The sequence below is a fragment of the Streptomyces sp. NPDC044719 genome (assembly GCF_056433405.1).
Genome location: NZ_JBWKHE010000009.1, coordinates 90,233 through 113,312 on the forward strand (window position 1 = coordinate 90,233; position 23,080 = coordinate 113,312).

23 protein-coding genes are annotated in these 23,080 nt (G+C 72.7%); 17 read left to right on the plus strand and 6 right to left on the minus strand.

Translation table 11 applies throughout. From position 1 onward, the window contains the following. Positions 1-78 precede the first annotated feature (78 nt). The gene (locus AC07DF_RS32305) at positions 79-507 is read right to left on the minus strand and encodes a hypothetical protein (protein WP_478979465.1); all 429 of its coding nucleotides are present in this window, start codon (positions 505-507) and stop codon (positions 79-81) included. Between the two features lie 138 nt (positions 508-645). Here AC07DF_RS32305 and AC07DF_RS32310 point away from each other — a divergent pair, with 138 nt between their 5' ends. Together AC07DF_RS32310 and AC07DF_RS32315 are read left to right on the plus strand one after the other, a co-directional pair. Next, positions 646-792, plus strand: coding sequence for a hypothetical protein (locus tag AC07DF_RS32310; protein WP_193482844.1), 147 nt, complete (start codon positions 646-648; stop codon positions 790-792). A gap of 125 nt (positions 793-917) precedes the next feature. Further along, positions 918-1,787: an SCO4651 family lipoprotein gene (locus AC07DF_RS32315; protein WP_478979469.1), complete on the plus strand. Its 870-nt coding sequence runs from the start codon at positions 918-920 to the stop codon at positions 1,785-1,787. Positions 1,788-1,794: 7 nt separating this feature from the next. Here AC07DF_RS32315 and AC07DF_RS32320 read toward each other — a convergent pair whose 3' ends face one another. Continuing rightward, positions 1,795-2,745, minus strand: a complete 951-nt coding sequence (locus AC07DF_RS32320; RefSeq protein ID WP_478979472.1) for a DUF1731 domain-containing protein — start codon at positions 2,743-2,745, stop codon at positions 1,795-1,797. A gap of 115 nt (positions 2,746-2,860) precedes the next feature. Here AC07DF_RS32320 and AC07DF_RS32325 point away from each other — a divergent pair, with 115 nt between their 5' ends. Continuing rightward, on the plus strand, positions 2,861-3,187 hold the full coding sequence (locus tag AC07DF_RS32325) for an antibiotic biosynthesis monooxygenase family protein (protein WP_059416674.1): 327 nt from the start codon (positions 2,861-2,863) through the stop codon (positions 3,185-3,187). A gap of 79 nt (positions 3,188-3,266) precedes the next feature. On the opposite strand, the gene AC07DF_RS32330 is transcribed toward AC07DF_RS32325, so the two are convergent. Then, a complete protein-coding gene (locus tag AC07DF_RS32330; protein WP_478979476.1) occupies positions 3,267-4,619 on the minus strand; it encodes a diacylglycerol/lipid kinase family protein in 1,353 nt (450 codons plus the stop codon). 321 nt (positions 4,620-4,940) lie between these two features. Here AC07DF_RS32330 and AC07DF_RS32335 point away from each other — a divergent pair, with 321 nt between their 5' ends. The 5 genes from AC07DF_RS32335 to AC07DF_RS32355 all read left to right on the plus strand — a co-directional run bounded on the left by AC07DF_RS32335 (position 4,941) and on the right by AC07DF_RS32355 (position 9,018). Next, positions 4,941-5,447 carry an SRPBCC family protein gene (locus AC07DF_RS32335; protein ID WP_478979479.1) on the plus strand — a complete coding sequence of 169 codons (507 nt, stop codon included), beginning with the start codon at positions 4,941-4,943 and terminating at the stop codon, positions 5,445-5,447. Next, complete coding sequence (locus AC07DF_RS32340) at positions 5,447-6,505, plus strand: LLM class flavin-dependent oxidoreductase (RefSeq protein ID WP_478979482.1); 1,059 nt, start codon at positions 5,447-5,449, stop codon at positions 6,503-6,505. The genes AC07DF_RS32335 and AC07DF_RS32340 overlap by 1 nt, the downstream gene beginning before the upstream one ends. A 92-nt stretch (positions 6,506-6,597) precedes the next feature. Continuing rightward, complete coding sequence (locus AC07DF_RS32345; RefSeq protein WP_478979485.1) at positions 6,598-7,284, plus strand: hypothetical protein; 687 nt, start codon at positions 6,598-6,600, stop codon at positions 7,282-7,284. Between the two features lie 146 nt (positions 7,285-7,430). Next, positions 7,431-7,817, plus strand: a complete 387-nt coding sequence (locus AC07DF_RS32350; protein WP_478979488.1) for a hypothetical protein — start codon at positions 7,431-7,433, stop codon at positions 7,815-7,817. A gap of 97 nt (positions 7,818-7,914) precedes the next feature. Beyond that, the gene (locus tag AC07DF_RS32355; RefSeq protein ID WP_478980187.1) at positions 7,915-9,018 is read left to right on the plus strand and encodes a GNAT family N-acetyltransferase; all 1,104 of its coding nucleotides are present in this window, start codon (positions 7,915-7,917) and stop codon (positions 9,016-9,018) included. An 89-nt stretch (positions 9,019-9,107) separates the two neighbouring features. Here AC07DF_RS32355 and AC07DF_RS32360 read toward each other — a convergent pair whose 3' ends face one another. After that, positions 9,108-9,695 carry an AMIN-like domain-containing (lipo)protein gene (locus tag AC07DF_RS32360; protein ID WP_478979491.1) on the minus strand — a complete coding sequence of 196 codons (588 nt, stop codon included), beginning with the start codon at positions 9,693-9,695 and terminating at the stop codon, positions 9,108-9,110. Positions 9,696-9,844: 149 nt separating this feature from the next. Between AC07DF_RS32360 and AC07DF_RS32365 the strand changes: the two genes are divergently transcribed. Then, the gene (locus AC07DF_RS32365; RefSeq protein WP_478979494.1) at positions 9,845-12,412 is read left to right on the plus strand and encodes a SpoIIE family protein phosphatase; all 2,568 of its coding nucleotides are present in this window, start codon (positions 9,845-9,847) and stop codon (positions 12,410-12,412) included. A gap of 280 nt (positions 12,413-12,692) precedes the next feature. Next, positions 12,693-13,355: an ANTAR domain-containing protein gene (locus AC07DF_RS32370; RefSeq protein WP_478980189.1), complete on the plus strand. Its 663-nt coding sequence runs from the start codon at positions 12,693-12,695 to the stop codon at positions 13,353-13,355. 23 nt (positions 13,356-13,378) lie between these two features. Here AC07DF_RS32370 and AC07DF_RS32375 read toward each other — a convergent pair whose 3' ends face one another. After that, positions 13,379-15,532, minus strand: a complete 2,154-nt coding sequence (locus tag AC07DF_RS32375) for a SpoIIE family protein phosphatase (protein ID WP_478979497.1) — start codon at positions 15,530-15,532, stop codon at positions 13,379-13,381. Positions 15,533-15,703: 171 nt separating this feature from the next. On the opposite strand from AC07DF_RS32375, the gene AC07DF_RS32380 reads away from it, so the two are divergent. After that, positions 15,704-16,432: an ankyrin repeat domain-containing protein gene (locus AC07DF_RS32380; RefSeq protein ID WP_478979500.1), complete on the plus strand. Its 729-nt coding sequence runs from the start codon at positions 15,704-15,706 to the stop codon at positions 16,430-16,432. Positions 16,433-16,439: 7 nt separating this feature from the next. Here the strand turns inward: AC07DF_RS32380 and AC07DF_RS32385 are convergent, their stop codons facing one another. Beyond that, the gene (locus tag AC07DF_RS32385; protein ID WP_454364280.1) at positions 16,440-16,622 is read right to left on the minus strand and encodes a hypothetical protein; all 183 of its coding nucleotides are present in this window, start codon (positions 16,620-16,622) and stop codon (positions 16,440-16,442) included. A 230-nt stretch (positions 16,623-16,852) separates the two neighbouring features. Here AC07DF_RS32385 and AC07DF_RS32390 point away from each other — a divergent pair, with 230 nt between their 5' ends. From AC07DF_RS32390 to AC07DF_RS32415, 6 genes are all read left to right on the plus strand, one after another. After that, entirely contained in the window at positions 16,853-17,665 is an 813-nt protein-coding gene (locus tag AC07DF_RS32390) for a chitosanase (protein WP_478979504.1), read from the plus strand. A 92-nt stretch (positions 17,666-17,757) separates the two neighbouring features. Further along, positions 17,758-18,744: an EamA family transporter gene (locus tag AC07DF_RS32395; RefSeq protein ID WP_478979507.1), complete on the plus strand. Its 987-nt coding sequence runs from the start codon at positions 17,758-17,760 to the stop codon at positions 18,742-18,744. A 58-nt stretch (positions 18,745-18,802) separates the two neighbouring features. Continuing rightward, positions 18,803-21,061, plus strand: coding sequence for an MMPL family transporter (locus AC07DF_RS32400; protein WP_478979510.1), 2,259 nt, complete (start codon positions 18,803-18,805; stop codon positions 21,059-21,061). Between the two features lie 285 nt (positions 21,062-21,346). Further along, the gene (locus tag AC07DF_RS32405) at positions 21,347-21,940 is read left to right on the plus strand and encodes a hypothetical protein (protein WP_478979513.1); all 594 of its coding nucleotides are present in this window, start codon (positions 21,347-21,349) and stop codon (positions 21,938-21,940) included. A gap of 1 nt (position 21,941) precedes the next feature. Next, entirely contained in the window at positions 21,942-22,376 is a 435-nt protein-coding gene (locus AC07DF_RS32410) for a phage holin family protein (protein WP_478979516.1), read from the plus strand. After that, positions 22,352-23,056, plus strand: a complete 705-nt coding sequence (locus AC07DF_RS32415; protein ID WP_478979519.1) for a DUF3618 domain-containing protein — start codon at positions 22,352-22,354, stop codon at positions 23,054-23,056. Before AC07DF_RS32410 ends, AC07DF_RS32415 begins: the two co-directional genes overlap by 25 nt. The last annotated feature ends 24 nt before the right edge of the window (positions 23,057-23,080 follow it).

Consider the following 23,080-nt stretch of genomic DNA (forward strand, 5'->3'; position numbering starts at 1 on the left):
GACCACCGGGACGTCCCGGTGATGCGCGCCGCGCCGCCTGTCCTCCGCGTGGCCGTCACGTCGACGCCCTTGCCGTGGTCAGATCCGTCCGCCGGTGAACCGGGTGACGGGACCGTGCGTGCCGCGTTCCGCGCGCCGTCCCACCGCGTACGACGCGGCGCTCAGGGCGGTCAGGCCGGCTCCGACGCCCGCGGCGACGAGCTTGCGGTGGGCGATGACCGTCCAGGCCGTCTTCGCCGTGGTCGCGACGTGGCCCGAAGCGGTGACGACCGCCTGGCGGCCGGCTTCGACGCCCTTGGCCGCGGTCTGCAGGGCCGCCGTCGTCGCCTCGGCGGAGCGCTCGGCGCCGGCCTTGACCGCTGACCCCGCGTCATCGGCCTTGGCCGCCGCGCGCTTCGCGGCCTGGGTCGTCGGCGCGGTCGCCTTGTCCGTGGCGTTGCGCGCCTTGGACTCCGTCGTCCGAATGGTGGTCGGCTTGTGATTCGTGCGCTTGTTCTGTTCAGTCATGGACACCGACTTGCCTCTGACTCCGTCGGCAAACACGTTCGGTCGTCCGCCGTCGGGGCGGGTGAGGGCTGAGCCCCTCTTCAAAGGGGTAGGCGGGCTACAGACAACAAGCACGTCAGACACGAGGGAAGGTGCCTCATGGCCAACATCCTGGATCGCATCAAGCAGTTCGCCCGGAGTCCGCAGGGGCGGCGGGCCGTCGAGCAGGCACGGCGGGCCGCGGCCGACCCCCGCAAGCGGGCCCAGGCCCAGCGTCTGCTGGGCAAGCTCCGCGGCCGCCGCTGACCGGACCCCGGCATCCGCACCGGCCGCGTCACGAACCTCCCGGTGGCCAACTCCTCGTACCGGCACGTGTGTTCATGCCCGGTTCGGGCACTTGGGTCGCACCACACCTGAGAGGAGCTGGTTCGATGAGCAGGGCAGGGAACGGCAGGAGGGTCTGCGCCTTAGGCGTCGCCGGTGTCCTGGCGGGAACGGTGCTGACCGGCTGCGGCGGTGACGGGGACACCGGCGACGGTGCGCGGGGTTCCTCCGCCGACGGCGGCACCCGGGAGCGGGGCACCCAGGCGGTGCGCTCGGCCTACGACAGGACGGCCGAGGAGGACACCGCCAAGGTGAAGCTGCGGGTGCGGACCTCGGCCCAGGGCGCCTCGGAGTCGGCCGACGGGCAGGGCGTCGTGGACCTCGGCGACGGCGACAGCGTCATGACGCTCACGGTGCGGGGGCAGCGGATCGAGCAGCGCGTGATCGATCAGGTGCTGTACCAGAAGATGCCGAAGGGGCAGGCGCCGGACGGCAAGCCGTGGATCAAGATCGACCTGGGGAAGGTCGCCGAGAAGCAGGGCGCCGGCGACGGCTCCATGAGCGATCCGGCGCAGTCGGCGGCGTACGCCAAGGCCATCACGGACAAGGACGTGACCGAGAAGGGCACGGCCACGATCGGCGGGGTGCGGACCACGCACTACCGCGTCATGGTCGACGTCGCCGAGCTGCCCAACGGCGACACACTCCGCAAGCAGGTCGGGCCGACTCTGCCGATGGACGTGTGGCTGGACGACGACGGCCGGATGCGCCGTCAGCAGATCGACATGACCCTCAAGGCGCCGACGTCGACGGAGCGGTCCTCCACCGATACCTCGTCCGCGCCGCAGAAGGTCACGGTGCGCACGGTCATGGACTTCACCGGCTTCGGTACCGAGGTGGAGGCGGACGAGCCGCCGGCCGGGCAGGTCACCGACATGACCGGCAAGGCCCTGGAGCAGGGCCAGAGGAAGAGCTGACACCGGCTCACCTCGGGTCGTGGCCGCGGACCCGCCGCACGAGGTCGTCCGCGGCCTCCGGCCAGCCGGGGTGATCGAAAGCGAAGCCCGCTTCGAGCAGACGGCCGGGGACGACGCGGCGGCTCTTCAGGAGCAGTTCGGTGTCCGAACGCAGCACGAAGGCGCCGGCCTCGGCCATCCAGCGCGTCGCGGGCAGCCCCACCGGCATCCCCCAGGCGGTACGCAGGGCGCGCATGAAGGCCCGCTGTGGCAGGGGCGTGGGAGCGGCGATGTTGACCGGGCCCGTGATGTCGTCCCGGGCGATGAGGAACTCCACCGCCCGGACGAAGTCCCGGTCGTGGACCCAGGACACGTACTGCCCGCCACCGGCGACCGGGCCGCCGAGGCCGAGCCGGGCCAGCCGCAGCAGGACGTCGAAGACACCGCCGCGGTCGGGGCTCATCACCATGGCGGCGCGCAGGGCCACCTTCCGGGTGTCCGGCGTGCCGGCCGTCTCCTGCTCCCGTTCCCAGGCCTTGGCGATGTCGACGCTGTAGGCCCAGTAGCCAGGGGTGCCGGGTTCGGCTCCGCCGATCACGCCGGTGGCTTCGTCGTTGGGCGCGTCGAAGCGGTGGGCGTAGATCGTCGCGGTGCTCATCTGGAGCCAGACCCGGGGCGGCCGGGCGGCTTTGGCGATGGCCTCGCCCACGACCCGGGCGGAGTCGACCCGGGAGTCCATCATGGCGCGGAGGTTGGCCGGGGTGTAGCGGCAGCTCACGCTCCGGCCGGCCAGGTTGACGACGGCATCGCTGCCGTCGATCTCCCGCACCCACGGCCCCGGACTCGCGCCGTCCCAGTGCACTTCGCCCTGGCGTGCGGGACGCCTGCTCAGCACCACGACGTCATGTCCTGCGGCGCTCAGCGCGCGCTTGAGGACCGTGCCGACCTGTCCGGTGCCGCCGGGTATCACGATCTTCATGAAGGTCTCCCCCTCGACGTGTGGGATCGACCCTAGCCCACATTTGAACGCGTTCAAAACCTCCGGCGCCGCAGGTCCCGGCCGGCGCGGATGTGCCATCGGGCAAGATGGAGCCATGAGCGTAGTCAAGATCAATGTGCTGACCGTGCCCGCCGAGCAGCGGGAGACGCTGGAGAAGCGGTTCGCCTCCCGCGCGCACACCGTGGAGAGCTCCGACGGGTTCGAGTGGTTCGAGCTCCTCCGCCCGGTGGAGGGCACCGACACCTACCTCGTCTACACGCGGTGGCGTGACGAGGCGTCGTTCCAGGCCTGGATGGAGGGCCCGATGAAGGCCGCGCACCAGGGCGGCGGCGAGGGCGGCGAGCGGCCCAAGCCCGCCGCGAGCGACTCGACTCTCTGGTCCTTCGAGGTCGTGCAGCAGGCGGGGCCCAAGGGCGCGTAACCCGCTTGATCGCACGTGAAAAGGTCCCCCCTGCCAGAAGCGGCAGAGGGGACCTTTCACATGGCGCCGGGCACGGTGCTCAGGTGCGCCGGGAGCGTGTGGGTGCGGCGGTACGGCCGACCGCGGCGGCCAGCTTGCGGAGCCGGCGCCAGTCCAGGCGCGGCGGCGCCTCGGGGACTCCGGGGCGATTGCGGGGCACCCGGACGCGCAGGGCCCGGCGCGCGATGCGGCAGTGGACGGGAGCGGGCAGGGTGAGCGCCTCGCCGTCGAGGCCGACTTCGAGATGCGGTTCGTCGGAGTGGACGACCACCTGCTGGGCGGTGAGCACGGTGAGGCCTTCCGGGCGCGGGGACAGCAGGAGTTCGGCCGCTTCCACGGCACTGTCCACACGGACGGCGAGCACGCCCAGCTTCCCGGAGTTGAGCCGCTCGCGGCGGCCGAAGCCGAACGGGTCGTCCATGCGGTAGGCGTTGTTGCTCACCAGGACGGCCTGCGGGTCGGTGATGGTGGTGCCGTCGGCGCTGGCCGTCAGACGCGGGCCGCTCTGCCGGGTGAGCAACTCGGGCAGCCGCTCCAGCGCGGCGCCCACCTTGTCGTCGCGGTAGCCGGGGCTCTGGACGACCGCCCCGTAGACACCGAACGACGCGTTGTTGACGAACGGGCGGTCGTCGGCGAAGCCGAGGTCGACGCGGAGTTCGACCCCGTCCGTGAGGGCGTCGAGGCACGTGGAGGGGTCGTCCCGGTCCAGGCCCAGGTCCATGGCGAAGTGGTTGCGGGTGCCGGCCGAGATGACGAGGAACGGAAGGCCGTGTTCCGCCGCGACGGCGGCGACCATCGCCTGTGTACCGTCACCGCCCGCGACGCCCAGGAGGTCGGCTCCGTCGGCCACGGCGGCCTTGGCCAGGGCGGTGACGTCCTGGTGGTGCTCCGGGTCGAGCAGGACGACCCGGGCACCCAGCTCCTCGGCCTTCTCCTTGAGGGAGAACTTCTCGACCTTGCCGCCGCCGGAACGCGGGTTGAGCAGGAGGAAGGGGCGCTGCGGCGGCGGTGTGCGGTACTCCTTGACCCGTACCGGCCGCAGACCCGTGCTGCGCAGGGCGTAGCGGCCGCTCCAGACCGCGACGCACCACAGCAGCAGCGAGGCGAAGACCACCCAGATCAGATTCGCGGCCGCGAAGAGGATGATGACGCCCACGGGGGCGGCGACGGCCAGGACGGCCGCCGCCATGCGTGCCGGTCCACGGCGGGACAGGACCCACCAGAGCGCCGCCGCGGTCAGGGCGAGTCCCGCCAGGCCGGCCAGGAGCAGCAGCAGTCCTTTCAGACCGCCGGAGACGAGGGGCAGCAACGCCGCCAGCGCGACCGCGGCCAGGGCTCCTCGGGCCGCCCATCTCTGCCGGCGGTGATCCCGCTCACCCATCGCCGATCCCATCTCGTCCTCCACTCGAAGGCCCGGGCGCACCCTCGCGGCCGCGCCCGGCCGTGCATCATGGTGCCCGCCGACGGATCGGCTCGGCCACTGCCGTCCCTGATGGCTCCCCCACCGGCGGGCACGTCAGACGTGAAGACCCCCCGGGGTGCAGCCATCGGTAGCGTACGCGGCCCCGCGAGCGTTGTTCCGCGCACCGGGGCACGCCTGCGCCCACCTTCACGGCCCGTTAAGGGCATGGACACACGCACCCTCTTGACCTGGTGAGTCTCATTACGCAACCCTGCTGCCCACAGTCCCTGTCGACGAGGAGGCCGGCACGCGATGGAGTGGACGGGCGCGCGGTACGCGGACCAACCGACGGTCGAGGTGACGACGTGGATCGCCGCTCCGCCCGGGAGAGTGTGGGCGCTGGTGTCGGACGTGACGCGGATGCCGGATCTGAGCGAGGAGCTGCAGTGGGCGGGGTGGGCCGACGGGGCCGCCGGGCCGTCCGTCGGGGCGCGGTTCACCGGCCGGAGCCGCCACGAGTCGCTCGGCGAGTGGGAGACGACCTCCACGGTCGTCGCATGTGACCCGGAGCGGGTGTTCGCCTGGGCGGTCGGTGATCCGGCCGAGCCCAGTGCCGTATGGCGGTTCGGGCTCGAGCCCAGGGACGGCGGGACCGAGCTGTCGCAGTGGATGCGGATGGGACCGGGGCGCTCCGGCCTCTCCTTCGCGATCGACGCCATGCCGGAGAAGGAGCAGAAGATCGTGTTCGTGAGGTTGCGGGAGTTCGAGCGAGGCATGACCGCCACGCTGGAGCACATCAGGCAGCGGGCGGAGGCGTGATGCGCACGGCGACGACCGTCGAGGCGGCGGCCCTCGGCTCCTGGTCCCGGCAGGCCGACTTCGTCGTCGAGGCGGAGAAACTGGGGCTCGACGTCTGCTGGGTTGCCGAGGCCTGGGGATCGGACGCGCCGTCCGCCCTGGGCTTCTACGCGGCCCGTACGGAACGGATGGTGCTGGGCTCCGCGGTCATGCAGGTCGGGACGCGCACGCCGGTGGCCCTCGCCCAGGCGGCGATCACCCTGTCCAACCTGTCCGGCGGGCGTTTCCTGCTGGGTCTGGGCCCGTCCGGACCACAGGTGATGGAGGGCCTGCACGGGGTGCCGTTCGCCCGTCCCCTGGCCCGGACGCGCGAGACCGTGGAGATCGTGCGGCAGGTGGTCGCGGGCGGCAAGATCTCCCATTCGGGCTCCGAGTTCAGGATTCCGCTGCCCGGCGGGGAGGCGGTGCCGATGCGCCTGTCGATGCGGGCCGAGCACCCCGTCCCCGTCTACCTGGCCGCGCTGTCGCCCGCCATGCTGCGGCTGACCGGCCAGGTCGCGGACGGCTGGCTCGGCACCAGCTTCGTACCGGAGGGCGCGGCGGAGGCCTACTTCGCCCCGCTGGACGAGGGACTGGCCGCCGCCGGGCGCGGACGCGCCGGGTTCGACGTCTGCCAGGGCGCCGAGGTCGCGTTCGCCCGGGACGAGGAGGCGCTCGGCGCCATGATCGCGGACCGCAGGAAGGAACTCGCCTTCAGCCTGGGCGGCATGGGTTCCGCGTCGACCAACTTCTACAACCGGGCCTACGGCCGTCAGGGCTGGGCCGAGGTCGCGGCGGAGGTACGGGAGCGCTGGCAGGCGGGCGACCGGGACGGCGCGGCGGGTCTCGTCACGGACGAGATGGTGCTGGCCACCACGCTCATCGGCACCGAGGAGATGGTGCGGCGACGGCTGCGGGTCTGGCGGGACGCCGGTGTGGACACGGTCCGTCTCTATCCGGCCGGGGAGACCCTGGACGACCGGCTCGACACCCTTGGCCGGGCGATCGAGTTGGTCCGCGAGACCGGCACCGGAGCCTGAACCCGGCCTGTCCGCCGCGCACAGCGGCGGACAGGTAGGCTCCCGTGCTGATCATCGGCCGACACGAACATCAGGGGGGCTCCGTGCGGGCCATGGCTACCGTGACGACGACCGCGCTCGCGTGCCTGCTGGCGGGCTCCGCCCTGGCCGGGTGCGGCTCCGGCGGCACCGGCGACGACAAGTCCGCCGGCGATCTCCTCGACGAGGCCAACGCGACGATGCGCAAGCTGGACTCCGTCACCGTCGACATCACCAACCGCACCACCAGAGGTACCGTCACCAGCCATCTGGAGACCGATCTGGACAGCCGGTGCCGGTCGAAGACCGAGATGCCCGGAGGCGCCGCTCTGGAACAGATCCGTCTGGGCCGGACCGACTTCGTCCGGCCGAACCGGGCCTACCTGCAGAAGTGGAAGAAGATCCCGGGGGTCACGGGCGAGCAGCGGATGTGGGTGAAGACGCCGGTGGACCCGGCCGCTTCGGGCAACGACCTCACCTCCTGCGAACGGCCCTTCGACTCGTTCGGCACGGCGAAGAGGGGCGGCTCCACCCGGGTCGGGGGCACGAAGGCCATCGAGCTGATCGTGACGGACAAGGCGGACAAGGAAGGGACGTACACCTTCTACGTGGCCGACGAAGGCGAGCCCTACCTGCTCAAGACGGTCTACAAGAACGGCGCACAGCACACCACCACCGCGTTCAGCGCCTTCGACGAGCCGCTCGGCATCCGGGCGCCGAAGGCGGGCGAGGTGCTGAGCCTGCCCGGCGGCAGCAACTGACCCGGTCCGGCAGGCAGAACGGCAGCGCTTTCCGTTGGATTTCGGCAGCAACTGGCCGAGCGGGGCGAATCGGCCCACAAGGGCTTGACGGGGGCGAGATGCGCTCGGCCTACTGGTAGGCGCAGCCGGCCAAGTCGGGGGGTCTGATGGTGCGGCGACGATGGGCAGCCGCGGTGGGTCTGGTGGCCTGCCTGCTGTTGCTGCATCTCGTCGTCCCGGGGCTCGCGCAGGACGAGCGCGCGGCGGGAGCCGTGGTCACGGCCGCCGTGGAGGCGCGGGCCACCGGCACGGCTTCGGCGCCCGAGGCCGAAGGAGCCGGGGAGCCCTGTCCGTGCGAGGAGGAGCCGTCGCTCCGGCACCCGGCGGCACGGACACCGCGGGCCACGGGTGCGGCCGGTGCCGGCGCTGTGGTGGCCGGGGCGCTGGCGGTGGCCCGGGGCGGCACGGACATCCGGACGGCGGAGACGAGCCGGTGTGCGGGGACGGCCGGATCCGCCCCGAACGCCGTCGAGCTCCAGACGTTCCGCTGCTGAGCGACGGCAGTACCGACAAAGGCCTGCGCCGTGCGGCCTGCGTACTGCCTGGTGCCGATTCGCGGTGATGTGCAGGCCTTCGTGTGTCCCCATGCCGATGACACAGGAGGCAGAGTTGCCTGGAAAGCGCGTTCTCGTTCTGAGGCCGGACGAACTGGGCCCGAACGACCAGAAGATGTGGCGGGAGATACGGACGGAGTCCGCGGCCCCCGCGAACCCCTTTCTCGACCCGGCGTTCACCACCATGGTGGGTCAGGTCAGGCCGGGAGCGAGAGTGGCGGTGCTGCTCGACGACGGCTCCCCGGTCGGGTTCTTCCCTTACGAGAGGGGGCCCCTGGGCCAGGGCCGGGCCATCGGGCTCGGCGTGTCCGACAGCCAGGGGGCCGTGTTACGGCCCGGGATCCGGCTCGACGCCCGTGGGTTGCTCCGGTCCTGCGCGCTGTCGTCCTGGGAGTTCGACAACCTCGAGGCCGGCCAAGAACTTTTCGTGCCGCACGCCGCCGAGGAGCTCGCCTCCCCGGTCGTCGACATCGGCGAGGGGTTCGAGCGGTACAGGGAGCGGCTGCGGGCGAAGTCGCCGGGCTTCCTGAGACAGATCCTGGCCAAGGAGCGCAAGCTGGCCCGGCAGGTCGGCGAGGTGCGGTTCGTGTACGACGCCCGGGACCCGGGCGCTCTGCGGGCGCTGATGGACTGGAAGTCGGCCCAGTACCGGCGGACCGGCCGGCGCGACCGGTTCGCGCAGGAGTGGATCACCCGGCTGGTGACGCTGCTCGGGGAGAGCGAGGAACCGGAGTGCCGTGGCGTGCTGTCCGTTCTCTACGCCGCGGACCGGCCCGTGGCCGCGCACTTCGGCCTGCGCTCGCGCTCGGTGCTGTCCTGGTGGTTCCCGGCGTACGACCGCGCCTGTGCCAAGTACTCCCCCGGTCTCGTGCTGCAGCTCAGGATGCTGGAGGCCGCGGCGGCCGACGGTGTACAGACGGTCGACCTGGGGAGCGGCCCCGCCCGCTACAAGGAGTCGCTCAAGACCCGTGACCTGCGGGTGTACGAAGGGGCGGTGGTACGGCCCGGGCCGGGCGGGGCCGTCCACTGGCTGGGCCGGGAGCCCGCCCGGGCCGCCCGCCGCTTCGTACGCAACCGGCCCCGTCTGGCAGGCGCCGCGGCACGGACCCTGGCGGAACTGGGGCGCGTGCGCGGCCGGTGAGAGCGGCCCCGGTCCGGCGAGCGCGACGGCCCTGGCGGATGCGGGCCCAGCGGCGCGCCCGGCTCCGGAGAACCGGGCGCGCCGCACCGTCACCTCGCGGCGGTCCAGCTGTGGGCGACGTCCACGATGACGCGGTCGTCCAGCTGCAGCACCCGGAAGGGCAGCCGGGCGCGGAGGCCGAGCCCGATCTGGGTCTCCCCCTCGAAGCTGCCGGCGAAGCGGGTGTCCCGGAAGGTGCGGTAGCCGGTGAGGTCCACACCCGGCAGCGGGCGCGCCACCCGGCCGGGATAGGTGGCGGCGCCGGTCTCCGGGTCGTAGGCGGGCGCTGCCACCCGCACCTCGAGGACGGCTCCGCCGGCCACGGGAATGTGGCGGCCCGACCCGTCCTGGTGGAGCCGGTCGACGTAGCGGACGGAGTAGCCGACATCGCTGCCCGCGCCGGGCAGGTCGATGACCATCCGGTCGAAGCAGGTGTGACGGCCGGTCCTGATGTCCTTCACCGGCGCGATCGTGGCGCTGGTGTCGGTCTTGGCGAGACTTCCCCAGCCGGTGGGGCACGCCGCGGCCTGGGTCGCCTGCCGGGTGCCGACCGCAGCCGCGCCGGCCGGGACCGCGGCCACGCCCACCGTGGCGCCCACGAGTGCGAGAGTCGCGCATGCAGTTCGGATTCGTACCATTTTCGCCCCCGAGGCTTATGTGTTGCTGATATCGGGTGAGACGGCCGCAACGACCGAAAGGTTGCGCTTGCCGCGCCGGAGTGCCGACCATGGCACATCCTGATGGGGAGCGATTGATGTCCGGTGCGTCCGTACCGGGAGGACGCGAGATGGATGAGGCAGCCGCCGTACCGGACGGGCCGCGGTCATCCGGCGGCCCGGGCCGGGGCGGGGGCGACGGCCGGGTCCGGACGGGGGACACCGGCCGGATCGAGGACGCCCTCACCGCTCCGCTGATCGCGGCCGTACGGGACCTCGGGGGGTACGGCGGTCTTGTCTACCTGCGCTCCCGCGACCGGCGCTCGCTGGTGCTGGCCCTCGTGACGGGGGTGCCCCGATCGCTGCTGAGGGCATGGTGGCGGGTGCCCATGGGCGGCGCGTTGCCCATGGCCGAGGTCTACCGGCGCGACGAGCCCCTGTGGCTGCCGGACGAGCGCGTCACCATGGTGCGCTTCCCGCAGTTCACCGCCGGGCTGCCGTACTCCTTCGGCTCCGCCTACCGGCCCGTCCGGGCCGGCGGGGAGGCCGTGGGCGTGCTGGTCGTGCTGCGCTCGGCCGCCCGGTCGCCGATGGAAGCGGAGGCGGTGGATCGAGCGCTGCGCCCCGCCGGGCGGGACATGGAGGAGCGCCTCGGCCGCCTCGCCGCCGGCCGGTCCGGCTCGGGCCCCTACCTGGTGGAGTACGACGACGAACCCGTCGGCGTGCGGCTGCCCACGGCCGCCGTCCACCCCGTGCGGGTCGGGCTGCTCGACTGGGACCTGGACAACGACCGGTGCACGCCGGACGACGAGGCCCTCGCGCTCCTCGGCATCGCCGGGGCGGACTTCGACGGCACCATGGCGGCCGTCGAGGCCCGGGTCAGCCCGGACGATCTGCACGAGCTGCGGGCGAGCCGGCAGGACGCGCTGACGAACGGCCGGGTCAGATCCCGTCACTTCCGGGTCCGTGACGAGTCCGCCGGCAGCGGGGAGATCAGCTACCGGCCCGTCGAACTGTGGGGCCATCTCGTGCGCGGCGGCACCGGCTCCGCCCGGATCCTGGTGGGCGCCCTCGTCGACGCGGCGGGCGGGCTCACCGCGGCCGAGGCGGCGGAGCGGCTGCCCGACGGGCTGTTCTCCCTGGACCAGGACGGCCGTCTGACGTACGCCAACCGCCGCTGCGAGGAACTGCTCGGCGCCGGGCGGGAGGAGCTGCTCGGCCGCTATCCCTGGGAGGTGATCACCTGGCTCCGGGATCCCGCGTACGAGGACCGCTACCGGGCGGCGATGCTGTCGCAGGAGCAGGTGTCCTTCCTCGTGCGGCATCCGGCCGGGAACTGGCTGAGCTTCGTGCTGTACCCGGACGTGCACGGGCTGACCGGCCGGGTCCATCCGACCGGCCCGCCCACCGGAGGCGAGGAGGCGCGCGAGGCCGGGTCGTCCGCCGGCCCCGTGCCGGGCGGCGCGGCCGTGGCGCCGCCGCCCGGGCCGGTGGCGGAGGCGCGGGCCGGGGCGCTGTACCACGTGGTGCAGATGGCGAGCGTGCTCACCGAGGCGGTCACCGTGCAGGACGTGTGCCGGGCCGTTTCCGAGCAGTTGCTGCCCGCGTTCGGTGCGCGGGAACTCGCGCTGTACACCGTCCGCGAGGGCCGGATGTACCTGCAGTGGGAGTCGGGGTACCCGGAGGGTTTCCTCACCCAGTTCGAGGGGGTCGCCCTCGACACGAGGCTGCCCGGCGTCCACGCGCTGACCACGCGGCTGCCGCTCTTCTTCGAATCGCCAAAGGACCTCTCGGTCGCCTATCCGGGCATCGCCCTGGACCGGATGAACGCCTGGTCGTTCCTGCCGCTGATCGCCTCCGGTCATTCCGTCGGCTCCTGCATCCTCGGCTGGGACACGCCGCACCGGTTCACCGCCGACGAGCGTTCCGCCCTCACGGCGCTGGGCGGGCTGGCCGCCCAGGCGATGGAGCGGGCACGGCTCTACGACGCGGAGTCCGCTGTCGCCCGCGGTCTCCAGGAGGGGCTGCTGCCGCACCGGCTGCCGGCGGTCGAGGGGCTGCGCACCACCGGCCGCTATCTGCCCGGCACCCAGGGCATGGCCATCGGCGGCGACTGGTACGACGTGATCACGACGGGACGTGGCGTGGCCCTGGTGATCGGGGACGTCGAGGGCCACAGTGTCGGCGCGGCCGCCGTGATGGGCCAGTTGCGCAGTGCGGTGCACGCCTTCGCCGCGAGCGAGCGGCCGCCGCAGGAGGTCATCACCCACACCAATCGGCTGCTGGCCGAGCTGGAGGCGGACGCCTTCGCCACCTGCTGCTACATCGAACTCGACCCGCGCAGCGGGCGGGCCTTCGCCGTGCGGGCCGGCCATCCCCCGCCGCTGCTGCGCCACCCCGACGGGCACGCGGAGACGCTGGACCTGGTGGGCGGGGTCATGCTGGGTGTGCAGCCCGACTCGGTCTATCACGTCACCGCCCTCACGCTGGCCCCCGGCAGCGTCCTCGCCCTGTACACCGACGGGCTCGTGGAACAGCCCGGCAGCGACATCGAGACGGGCATCGAGGAGGTCCGCCGCGTTCTCGCCGACACCCCGGCGGACTCGGTGGAGCACCTCGCCGACCTCCTGGTGAGAACGGCCCGCCGCGCCCCCGAGCGCCCGGACGACGTGGCCCTCCTGCTGACGGCATACCGCTGACGGCCGGGCCTTCCGGTCATGGCCCCGGCTTCACCGGCGGACCTGCCGCGTCCGGGCCCGTTGACGCCACCGCCCCCGGTCCGGTGGGTGCCGTCGTATCCGGAACCCGGCCGGTTTCGGCGCGTCCCGGGCCGGCCCCTCGTTTGGCCCGGCACCTCGGTGACGGTCGGTCGGTGCAGGCGCGGGGCCGCGCGGATGCGTGGTGTGGTTCGGAGTACGGTGGGCGGGACCGGGGAGCGAGGCGGTGGTGGCGGTGGAGTGGCAGCGGTATGCCGAGCAGATGGCCCAGCTCGCCCGGGATCTGGTGGCCCAGGATTCGGTGCAGGCGACGCTGGACGAGATCGCCGTGTCGGCGGTGAAGCTCGTCGAGGGCTGTGACGCGGCGGGGATCCTGACGGTGTCGAGGGGGCGGGCCGTGACGCTGTCCGCGTGCGGCGACATGGTCGAGGAGTCCGACCGGCTGCAGGGCGAACTGGGCGAAGGGCCGTGCTTCGACGCCGCCCGGCGTGTGGACGGCGAGCGGCTGTTCCGTATCGCCGACATGACCACGCCGCAGCCGTCCTGGCCGCGGTTCTCCCGGGCGGCCCGCGATCTGGGGATCGGCAGCATGACCGGTGTGCTGCTCTACACCGAGCAGGAGGACTTCGGCGCGCTGAACCTCTACTCGCGCCGCCCGGGGGCCTTCGGCAAGGACATCGAGGCCGCGGGCTGGCTGCTCGCCTCCCATGCCGCCGTGGCACTGGACACCGCCCGTACCGTCGACCAGCTCGAGCACGCCCTGGAGACCCGGCACGCCGTGGGAGAGGCCATGGGGATCCTCATGGAACGCCACCGGCTGAGCGAGGACGAGGCGTTCGGCGTGCTGCGGCGCATCTCGCAGAACCACAACATCAAGCTGCGCGACGTGGCCCGGCACGTCCGCCCGGACCCCGGCCAGGCCTGACCGGGAACGTCGAGGCGGCGGCCTCAGGCCCGGTGGCGGTCGGGGCGGTACGCGCGCAGCAGGAGCACCGCGATGTCGTCGGTGTGCTGGCCGGTGGGCGTCGTGTGGTGGCCGGTGGGCGTCGTGTGGTGGACGAGCCGGTCGATGAGCCGTTCCAGGTCGTGGCCGTCGGCGGCGTCCAGCTGCCCGGCGAGGTCGGACGTGGTCCGGGTGGCGTCGGCTCCGGGGAGTTCCACCAGACCGTCGGTGTAGAGGGCGAGGGTGGTGCCGGGGAGCAGGGGCGCGGTGGTGACCGGGTAGTGGTTGCCGGTGTCGATGCCCAGCAGCGGGCCGGGCTCGACGTCGAGGACCGCGGCGGGCCGGCCGGCGTGCCGCAGCAGCGGCGGTACGTGCCCCGCGCTGGCGAAGGCCACTTGGTGGCGGGCCAGGTCGAGATGGGCGTACAGGCAGGACACGAGCAGTTCGGAGTCGAGGTCGGCCAGGAGCCGGTTGGTGCGCACGAGGACCTCGTCGGGTGCGGCGCCCGCGGCGGCGTGGGCGTGGATGGCGGTGCGCACCTGGCCCATGAGAGCGGCGGCGGCGATGCTGTGGCCCTCCACGTCGCCGATGACGGCGGCCGCCGTCGTCTCGTCCAGGCGCAGGAGGTCGAAGAAGTCGCCGCCGACCTCGATGCCGTGGCCGGCGGGCAGGTAGCGGGCGGCGACATCGAGGCCGGACAGGTTCGGCAGGGCCCTGGGCAGCAGGGCGCGCTGCAGTTCGTGGACGAGACGGTGTTTGGTGTCGTAGAGCCGGGCGCGGTCGAGGGCCTGGGCGATCAGACCGGACAGGGAGGTCAGGACGGCGCGTTCGTCGGCGGTGAAGGTGTGCGGGTTGTCGTAGGACAGGATGCAGCAGCCCACCGGCCGGCCGGAGATGATCAGCGGCAGGAAGGCCCAGGCCTGTTTGCCGCTGATCTGGGGGGCGCCCGGGTAGTTGGCGGCCAGTTCGGCCGGGCTTGCGAAGAAGGCGGGGGTGCCGCTGGCGAGGACCTGGCCGGCCGGGGTGAGGTCGGTGTCCAGCGACAGGGCGTCGAGGCGTTCCATGACGTCGGCCGCGTAGCCGTGGTAGCCGGTGATCTTCAGACGCCCGGCCTCGGCGACGGACAGCACGAGGCCCTGGGCGCCGAACGCGGGCAGGATCTGGTGGGCGCTCAGCGCCACGAGGTCGCGCACGGTCACCGCCTCGGTGAGCGCGGCGGCCAGGTGCACCAGTTGGTAGAGGCGTCCCGTCGGGGCCGCCGCGGGGCTGCGCTCGGCGGCGGGCGGTGACGGGGCCTCGGCCCGCTCTCCGCCCGGGACGAGGCGGACGCTGATGCCGCTGGAGTCGGGGTAGAGCTGGAAGGTGAGCGACAGGCCGGGCGGGCGGAGCGCGGTGAACGACACGGGGGCGCGGCCGACGACCGCCGTGCGGTAGTGGTCCTCGTAGACGGGGTCGTCCAGCCAGGACAGGGACTGCCAGGGCCGGGTGCCGAGCAGCCGGTCGGCGCGGCAGCCGAGCAGACGGGCCGCGGTGGTGGTGGCGAAGGTGATTCGGCCCTCCAGATCGAGGGCCAGGGCGCCTTCGGGGAGGCGTTCGAGGTAGTCGGCGGCGGCCAGGCCAGTCTGCACGGGGTGGTGCGCGGCGTCGACGGGGACGATGCGCGGCTGGTCGGGCAGGACGGGCGGCCCGGCGGCATCGTCCAGCAGGCGGGCCATGCGGCGGGCGCTGGAGGTGATGTGGCCGCGTACGCGTGGCGTGATGCCGCGCGGCCGCACGGCGGGCCACATCAGCACGATGCCGCCCCAGCGGCGCCGCACGCCGGCCAGCGGGACGGCGGTCAGGGCGAACGGGTAGGGCAGGACCGCGGCGGCGCGGGGGTAGCGGCGGGCCATCTCCTCCTGGCTCGCGATACTGACCAGTGTGTCGTCGTGGATCGCGTCGGCGACCGGGACCGGCGCGGTCAGGGGCAGCCGCTGCCAGGGGGCGCTGAACGCGATCGGCAGGCCGCACAGCGCGACCAGCCGCAGCACGGGCTCCGCCTCCTCGATCAGGTACAGGCCGCCGATCGAGGCTCCGGTTCCGCGCACGGTGTCGGCCAGAGCCGTCCCCAGGGCGTCCAGCGTCCCGGCGCCCCCGGGCGGCTCGTTGCTCGCGGACATGCTGTCCCTCCCGCTCTTACCCGGACGCTACGCCTCGCGGGGCCTGCGGGCATGTCGTCGGGCATGACTGCGTGGATGACCCCGTGGATGAGTGCTACGGGCACGGAGCGTGGTGTGCGGGGGTGCCGTCCGACAGAATCGGAAGCCCTGGACGGCGATCGGGAGGCCGGCTTGCAGACGCTGACATCACAGGATCCGCTGGCCGTCGCCGTCACCGCGGCGATCCGGGCCGGGGATCTGCCGGGGCTCGGGCAGTTGCTCGCCGACCATCCCGGTCTGGCCGCGGCACGCGTCACCGAGCACGGCGAGGACGGCAAGGGCACCCGCAGTCTGCTGCACATCGCGACCGACTGGCCCGGCCATTTCCCCCATGGTCCCGAGGTGGTCGCCGCCCTGATCGCCGCGGGGGCGGATCCCGACGCGCGCTTCGGCGGCGCGCACACGGAGACGCCGCTGCACTGGGCGGCCAGTAACAACGACGTGGCCGTCCTGGACGCGCTCATCGCCGCCGGTGCCGACATCGAGGCCCCCGGGGCGGTGATCGCCGGTGGCACTCCGCTCGCCGACGCCCGCGCGTTCGGCCAGTGGCGTGCCGCGCGCCGGCTGGTCGAGCACGGCGCCCGCACCACCCTCCAGGACGCCGCCACACTCGGCCTGCTCGACCGGGTGCGGGCGTGTGTCGAGGCCGGGGAGCCTCCTTCGGCCGACGAGATCACCAGCGCCTTCTGGGGCGCCTGCCACGGCGGGCATCTGCCCACCGCGCGGTATCTCCACGAGCACGGCGCCGACGCCGACTGGTGCGGCTACGACGGCATGACACCGCTCGACATCGCCCGCGCCCACGACGCCGACGACGTCGTGCGGTGGCTGCGCGACCTGGGCGCGAAGAGCCGCTCGTAGGGTCGGGTCACAGGCAGTAGCGCACGAGCCACTCGTCCTGGTTGTAGGCGGTGCGCGCGGGGTCGGGGACACCCACGGCTCGTTCCTCGACCATGTCCTCCACGCGCACCGGCTCCGGCAGTGCGCCGAAGCGAGCCCGGCGTGCCGCCGCTTCCGTCTCGCTCCCCTGCTGCGACGTCGCGTCGTCCACCGCGATTCCCCTCTCTCGCCGGCTTCGAGGCCGATCGGCCTCCCTGGGCAAAGAGTTGACGCACGGGGCGGGCTCTTGGTTCCCACCCTGCGCTCGGCCGGCTCGTTCGGCCCTGAGAACTTCGCAAACTTCGCCTCTGGCGGTTCCCGGGACACGCGGACAGTGATAGGAAACCTTCCTATCAGTTCTGCACGGCCAGCTCTCCCACCCCCACTCTGTCTGGAGGCCCCGTGAGACACCCGACCCCGCGCCGCACCGCTCTGGCGTTGTTCGGCGCCGCCCTCGCCGCCGCCCCGTTCCTGAAGCCGTCGCACGCCGCGGCTTTGGTCCGTGCGATCGGGCTCGACGACCCGGCGAAGAAGGAGATCGCCATGCAGCTCGTGTCGAGCGCGGAGAACTCCTCGCTCGACTGGAAGGCGCAGTACCAGTACATCGAGGACATCCGCGACGGCCGTGGCTACACCGCCGGCATCATCGGGTTCTGCTCCGGCACCGGCGACATGCTCGACCTCGTCGAGCTCTACACCGACCGAAAGCCCGGCAACGTCCTGGCGAAGTACCTGCCGGCGCTGCGCGAGGTCGACGGTTCCGACTCGCACGACGGGCTCGACCCGGGCTTTACCGGCGACTGGCGCCGGGCGGCCCGTGACGCCGCGTTCCGGCGGGCTCAGGACGACGAGCGCGACCGGGTGTACTTCGGCCCGGCGGTCCGGCAGGGCAAGGCGGACGGGCTGCGGGTGCTGGGCCAGTTCGCGTACTACGACGCCATCGTCATGCACGGCGACGGCAACGATCCCCTGAGCTTCCGCAACATCCGGCGGCGTGCGCTGCGCACGGCGAACCCGCCGGCGCGGGGCGGTGACGAGGTGACGTACCTCGACGCCTTCCTGAACGCGCGGGTGTGGGCCATGAGGCAGGAGGAGGCGCACAGCGACACGAGCCGGGTCGACACCGCTCAGCGCGTCTTCCTGCGCAAGCGGAACCTCGACCTCGACCCGCCGCTGGACTGGAAGGTCTACGGCGACAGCTACCACATCGGCTGACCGGGAGGCGGCGGCCCGGGGCGGATTGGTCCAGGAAGCAGGCACGCCAGTGGACCTCCAGCCGGGCCGCCGCGCTGCCTAGCGTCGCCGGTATGAACGTCACCACCACGCGGGGAGCCCTGCTCGCCGCGTTCGCCTGTGTCCTCGTCGGAGCGTCCTTCACGGCCAACAGCGTCCTGGGCGAGTACCCGTACGCGGGCGGCCAGTTCCTGCGCTACGGACTGGCCTGTCTGCTGCTCCTGCCCCTGGCCGGGAAGGGCTCGACCGCCCGGCTGAGGGCGCTGACGCCGCGTCACTGGGTCCGTCTCGTCCTGCTCGCCGCCATCGGCATGGTCGGCTTCAACCTGGCCGTCATCGCCGCGGAGCGCACGGCGGAACCGGCGGTTCCGGGCGTGTTCGTGGGCTGTGCGCCGGTGGTCGTAGCCGTGCTCGTGCCGCTCCTGGACGGGCGCGGGCCCAGGCGGGCGGTGCTGTACGGGGCGTTGCTCGTGGCCGTCGGCGCCTGCGCGGTCCAGGGCTGGGGGCGCACCGACGGCGCGGGCCTGGCCTTCTCCGTGTGCGCCCTGGCGGGGGAGGTCGGGTTCGCCGTGCTCGCCGTACCCGTGCTGCGGCCGCTCGGGCCCCGGCTGCTGTCCGCCACGGTGTGCGCGGTCGCCGCGCTGGAGTCGGCGGCGGTCGGTGTGCTCGCCGACGGGGAGGGATGGCTGCGGCGTCCGGACGCCGCCGAGGCCGCCGCGCTGCTGTGGCAGGCGGTGGTGGTCACCGTCGTCGGGTTCGTGTGCTGGTACATGGGCATGCAGCGGATCGGCGCGGAACGCGCCACCCTGTTCTCCGGCCTCATCCCGGTCGCGGCCGCCGGCACCGCACCACTCGTCGGCACGGGCTCCTACGGCCTGGCGCAGGCGGCGGGCAGCGCGCTGGTCGGTTTCGGCGTCGCCCTGGGGTCCGGGGCGCTGAACCTGACCGCGGCGCGCCGGCGCATCGGCGGGCGAGCCCGGCGAGCCGCCCCGGCGACGACCTTTCGGGGGAACGCCCGCCCGGAGTGGCAGGGCGTCCGCGCGCCGGAAACGCCGGAGTGATCAGCCGCGCATCTAATGGACGGCACCTCATGTCCGAGCCGACACAGGAGCCACGTAGATGCCGCACTCCCGCACCGGTGAAGGGGACGAGAAGGCCGCGCGTGCGGGTCTGCTGCGGCGGCTGGGCGAGTGGTGCGCCCGCCACTTCGGGATCGTCATCGGGGCCTGGCTCGTGGCGCTGGTGGCTCTGCAGGTCGTCAACCATGTGTCCGGGGGCTCGTACTCCGACAACTTCTCCCTTCCCCAGGCGCAGGCGCAGAAGGGCCTGGACGTGCTGAAGGAGCACGATCCGCAGGCCGGCGGCTACAGCAGCCAGATCGTGCTGCACGACGACAGCCAGGACCTGACGGCGCTGGGCTCGCAGATGTCCACCACGGTCGCCGATTTGGAGAAGCTCCCGCACGTCCTGTCGGCCCAGAACCCGCTGACCGCCCAGGGTTCGTCCTCGCAGCAGTCGCAGCCCAACGTCGGGCCGCTGTCGGACGACAAGAAGACGGCGTACATCACGGTCCGTTTCAATGTGCAGCCCTCGACCCTCGGCGCCGGATACCTGAACGGCGTCGACTCCGCCGTGCAGCCGCTGCGTTCGGCGGGAGCGGAGGTCGAGTACGGCGGGCCGCTCGGCGAACTCGCGCGGCCGGCCGCCGACGACCGGGTGAGCGAGCTGATCGGGTTCGGCGTGGCCGTCGTCGTGCTGCTGGTCGGGTTCGGCAGCGTGATCGCCGCGGGTGTTCCGCTGCTCACCGCGTTGATCAGCGTCGTCGGCGGTCTCGCCATCCTCGGGTTGCTGGCCGCCGCGTTCACCTTCGCGACGGTCTCACCGACCCTGGCCACCATGATCGGCCTCGGTGTCGGGATCGACTACGCCCTGTTCATGATCACGCGTCATCGGCAGAACCTCATCGACGGTGCGGATCCGGTACGGGCCGCCGGGCAGGCGGCGAGCACCAGCGGCCACGCCGTCCTGGTCTCCGGCTGTACGGTGATCATCGCCCTGGCGGGCCTGTCCGCGTCCGGGGTCTCCTTCATCTCCCTGCTCGGTCTGGCCGCCGCCGTCACCGTGGTCTCGGCCGTCATCGGCGCACTCACGCTGGTGCCGGCGCTCCTCGGCCTCATCGGCCGGCACATCGACCGCTACCACGTGCGCCGCCCCGTCGCCGAGACCGACGCCGAGGCGGGTGAGACGGCGCAGGGCACCTGGCACCGGTACGCGCAACGGGTGGAGCGCAGGCCGCTGTGGTTCCTGTCGGGGGGCGTCGCCGTGATCGTGGTGCTCGCGATCCCGCTGTTCTCCATCCAGCTCGGCCACATCGGCGACGGCGCCGACCCGACCTCCTTCACCGACCGGCGGGCGTACGACCTGATGTCCGACGCGTTCGGGCCGGGGTCCAACGGTCCGCTGACCGTCGTCATCGACCAGACGAACGTACCCGACTCGCAGCGCGACGATCTGGCCTCGCGCGCCCAGACGACGCTCGACTCGGTCGAAGGAGCCGCCGCCGTCACGCCCCTGACACCCACCCAGGACGGGGACGTCCTGGTCGGCACGGTCTACTCGACCAAGTCCCCGCAGAACGCCGCGACCACGGACCTGACCAACCGTCTCGTCGACGACACGCTGCCGGACGCCGTCCAGGGGACCGACGCGAAGGGGTACGTCACCGGCACGACGGCGACACAGGTCGACTTCCGTGACATCGTCGCCTCCCAGCTGCCCGTGATCATCGCGGTCGTGGTGGGCCTGGCGTTCCTGATCATCCTGGCCGTGTTCCGGGGACTGCTCGTCGCCGTCAAGGCGGCCGTCCTGAACGTGCTGTCGATCGCCGCGTCGTACGGTGTGGTCGTCGCGGTGTTCCAGTGGGGCTGGGGCGGGCCCGCGCTCGGCGTGCACGGCAAGGTGCCCATCGAGAGCTATGTGCCCATGATGATGTTCGCCATCATCTTCGGCCTCAGCATGGACTACGAGATCTTCCTGCTGTCCCGCGTCCACGAGGCGTGGCGGCGCACCGGGGACGCCAAGGGGTCGGTGGCGCACGCCCTGGAGATCACGGCCCGGGTCATCACCAGTGCCGCGCTGATCATGGTGAGCGTGTTCGCGGCGTTCATCATCAGCGACAACATCGTGGTCAAGATGCTCGGCCTGGGGCTGGCGGTCAGTGTGCTCATCGACGCCTCGGTGGTACGGCTGCTGATGGTGCCGGCCGTGATGACGCTGCTCGGGCGGCACGCCTGGTGGACGCCGCACTGGCTGGACCGGGTGCTGCCCCACATCGACGCCGAGGGAGCACAGGCCGGGGCGCGTCCGACGTCTCACTGAAGTGTGCCCCAACTCCCTTGCGTAATCAGCGCCTTGCGAGGCTCCGCACCTCACCCTGAAGCCCTAGGCCCGAAAAATCCCCTTTTCCTGTTTTGGCCTAGTTGGTGTGGTTAATCGAGGAGAGTGCGTGTGGGACGGACGCCGGAGCACGAAGGGCCGGCGGCGAGCCCCCGGCACCCGGCCGGACGCGCCGAAGCGCGGCGGTGGACGGCGTATGCCGTCGCCGACGGCGCTCCGGGTTCCTGAAGAGATCGAATTACGGGCGGTGCCTGAGGGAGAGGACCCATGAGCGAGATGGCGAATGTGAGCACCGGTCGTGCTCAGCAGGCCGGGCAGACGGCGAAGCAAGAGACGTCGGTCACGGCCGGTAAGGCCAGAGAAGGGGCGAGTGAGGTCGCCGGCACGGCCACCGACCAGGTCAGAGCCGTCACCGGTGAGGCCAGGGCGCAGGCCGGCGCGATGGCCGGTGACCTGCGGACGCGGGTCAGCGAGGAGGCCGAGAGCCAGGCACGACGCGGAGCGCAGGTGATGCGGCAGTGGGCGGACGACCTGTCCGGTCTCGCGGACGGCGCTGACACGGACTCACCCGCCAAGAGCCTGGTGACACAGGCGGCCGACCGCGGTCACCGCGCCGCCGACTACCTGGACACCCGGGGCGTGGGCGGCCTCGTCGGCGACCTGCAGGACTTCGCCCGCAGACGTCCCGGCGCCTTCCTCGGCGGGGCGGTACTGGCCGGGTTCGCCGTCGGACGGCTCGCCAAGGCCGGGAGCACAGGCAACGGTTCCGGCTCGCACCCGTCGGAGCAGCCGGGCACCTCCGGCCCGCAGAGCCTGCCCGGGGACGCGGTGCCGCCGGAGCTGCCGGGCAGGGGGGCGTGAGATGTCGTCGCTCATGCCCCACGCCCCGCAGCGCCACGCCCCGAAACACCGCGGGCAGGAGGACAGCTCGATGGGGGAACTGCTGTCGACGGTGACGTCGGACGTGCAGCAGTTGCTGCATCAGGAGGCGGAACTGGCGAAGGCCGAGATCCGGGAAGAGGCCACCAAGGCGGGCAAGGCCGCCGGGATGTTCGGCGGCGCCGGTTTCGCCGGCTACATGGTGGCCGTCTTCCTGACCCTGGCGGCGGTGTTCGCCCTGGCGAACGTCATGGACGCCGGATGGGCCGCGCTGATCGTCACCGGCATCTGGGCGGTGATCGGCCTGATCCTCTACCTACGGGGGCGGGCGCAGATGCGCACCGTGTCTCCGAAGCCGGAGCAGACCATGCAGACGCTGAAGGAGGACATGCAATGGGCACGGCACCCGACCAGATAAGGGCCGACATCGAATCCACGCGGGAGAGACTGTCCGAGGACGTCTCCCGGCTGGCCGACCGCGCCCGCCCCCGCCGGATGGTACGGCGTCGCACCCGGCGCGTCCGCGGCGCCCTGCACGGGGTCACGGAGCGGGTGATGGGCAGCGCTTCGGAGATCACCGGGCAGACCGCCGACCGCACCCAGCAGGCCGCACAGTCGGTGCAGGACACCACCGGCCAGGCCGCGGACACCGCGCGCCAGACAGCCGGGAAGGTGACCGACACCGCCCGGCACACCGCCGAGCAGGCGACGGAGGCCGCACGACAAGCCCCGGAGCAGACGATGCGGCAGACCCAGGGCAACCCGTTGGCGGCCGGCCTGATCGCCTTCGGCGCCGGGTTGCTCACCGCCTCGCTGCTGCCCACCTCACAGGCCGAGGAACAGGCGGCACAGCGGGCCGGACAGGCCGTCGAGCCGGTGAAGCAGGCCGCGCTGGAGTCCGCGCAGCACTTGAAGGAGGACGCCGCCCAGGCGGGCCGCCAGGCCGCCCAGGAGGTGAAGGACACCGCCTCCGAGGCCGCCCGCACCACCAAGGAACAGGCCACGGAACAAGCCGGGCAGGTCGCCGACCAGGCCCGTCAGTCCGCGCAGACCACGGCCGAGGAGACACGCGGGCAGACCCGCAGCTCCGGGCCGTAGGCACCCCGCGGCGTTCCCGGTCGG

Excerpts from the sequence above, each read along its gene's own strand:
- AC07DF_RS32305 (WP_478979465.1), bottom strand. The coding sequence starts at position 507 with ATGACTGAACAGAACAAGCGCACGAATCACAAGCCGACCACCATTCGG.
- AC07DF_RS32310 (WP_193482844.1), top strand. The coding sequence starts at position 646 with ATGGCCAACATCCTGGATCGCATCAAGCAGTTCGCCCGGAGTCCGCAG.
- AC07DF_RS32315 (WP_478979469.1), top strand. The coding sequence starts at position 918 with ATGAGCAGGGCAGGGAACGGCAGGAGGGTCTGCGCCTTAGGCGTCGCC.
- AC07DF_RS32320 (WP_478979472.1), bottom strand. The coding sequence starts at position 2,745 with ATGAAGATCGTGATACCCGGCGGCACCGGACAGGTCGGCACGGTCCTC.
- AC07DF_RS32325 (WP_059416674.1), top strand. The coding sequence starts at position 2,861 with ATGAGCGTAGTCAAGATCAATGTGCTGACCGTGCCCGCCGAGCAGCGG.
- AC07DF_RS32330 (WP_478979476.1), bottom strand. The coding sequence starts at position 4,619 with ATGGGATCGGCGATGGGTGAGCGGGATCACCGCCGGCAGAGATGGGCG.
- AC07DF_RS32335 (WP_478979479.1), top strand. The coding sequence starts at position 4,941 with ATGGAGTGGACGGGCGCGCGGTACGCGGACCAACCGACGGTCGAGGTG.
- AC07DF_RS32340 (WP_478979482.1), top strand. The coding sequence starts at position 5,447 with ATGCGCACGGCGACGACCGTCGAGGCGGCGGCCCTCGGCTCCTGGTCC.
- AC07DF_RS32345 (WP_478979485.1), top strand. The coding sequence starts at position 6,598 with ATGGCTACCGTGACGACGACCGCGCTCGCGTGCCTGCTGGCGGGCTCC.
- AC07DF_RS32350 (WP_478979488.1), top strand. The coding sequence starts at position 7,431 with ATGGTGCGGCGACGATGGGCAGCCGCGGTGGGTCTGGTGGCCTGCCTG.
- AC07DF_RS32355 (WP_478980187.1), top strand. The coding sequence starts at position 7,915 with ATGACACAGGAGGCAGAGTTGCCTGGAAAGCGCGTTCTCGTTCTGAGG.
- AC07DF_RS32360 (WP_478979491.1), bottom strand. The coding sequence starts at position 9,695 with ATGGTACGAATCCGAACTGCATGCGCGACTCTCGCACTCGTGGGCGCC.
- AC07DF_RS32365 (WP_478979494.1), top strand. The coding sequence starts at position 9,845 with ATGGATGAGGCAGCCGCCGTACCGGACGGGCCGCGGTCATCCGGCGGC.
- AC07DF_RS32370 (WP_478980189.1), top strand. The coding sequence starts at position 12,693 with ATGGCCCAGCTCGCCCGGGATCTGGTGGCCCAGGATTCGGTGCAGGCG.
- AC07DF_RS32375 (WP_478979497.1), bottom strand. The coding sequence starts at position 15,532 with ATGTCCGCGAGCAACGAGCCGCCCGGGGGCGCCGGGACGCTGGACGCC.
- AC07DF_RS32395 (WP_478979507.1), top strand. The coding sequence starts at position 17,758 with ATGAACGTCACCACCACGCGGGGAGCCCTGCTCGCCGCGTTCGCCTGT.
- AC07DF_RS32400 (WP_478979510.1), top strand. The coding sequence starts at position 18,803 with ATGCCGCACTCCCGCACCGGTGAAGGGGACGAGAAGGCCGCGCGTGCG.
- AC07DF_RS32405 (WP_478979513.1), top strand. The coding sequence starts at position 21,347 with ATGAGCGAGATGGCGAATGTGAGCACCGGTCGTGCTCAGCAGGCCGGG.
- AC07DF_RS32410 (WP_478979516.1), top strand. The coding sequence starts at position 21,942 with ATGTCGTCGCTCATGCCCCACGCCCCGCAGCGCCACGCCCCGAAACAC.
- AC07DF_RS32415 (WP_478979519.1), top strand. The coding sequence starts at position 22,352 with ATGGGCACGGCACCCGACCAGATAAGGGCCGACATCGAATCCACGCGG.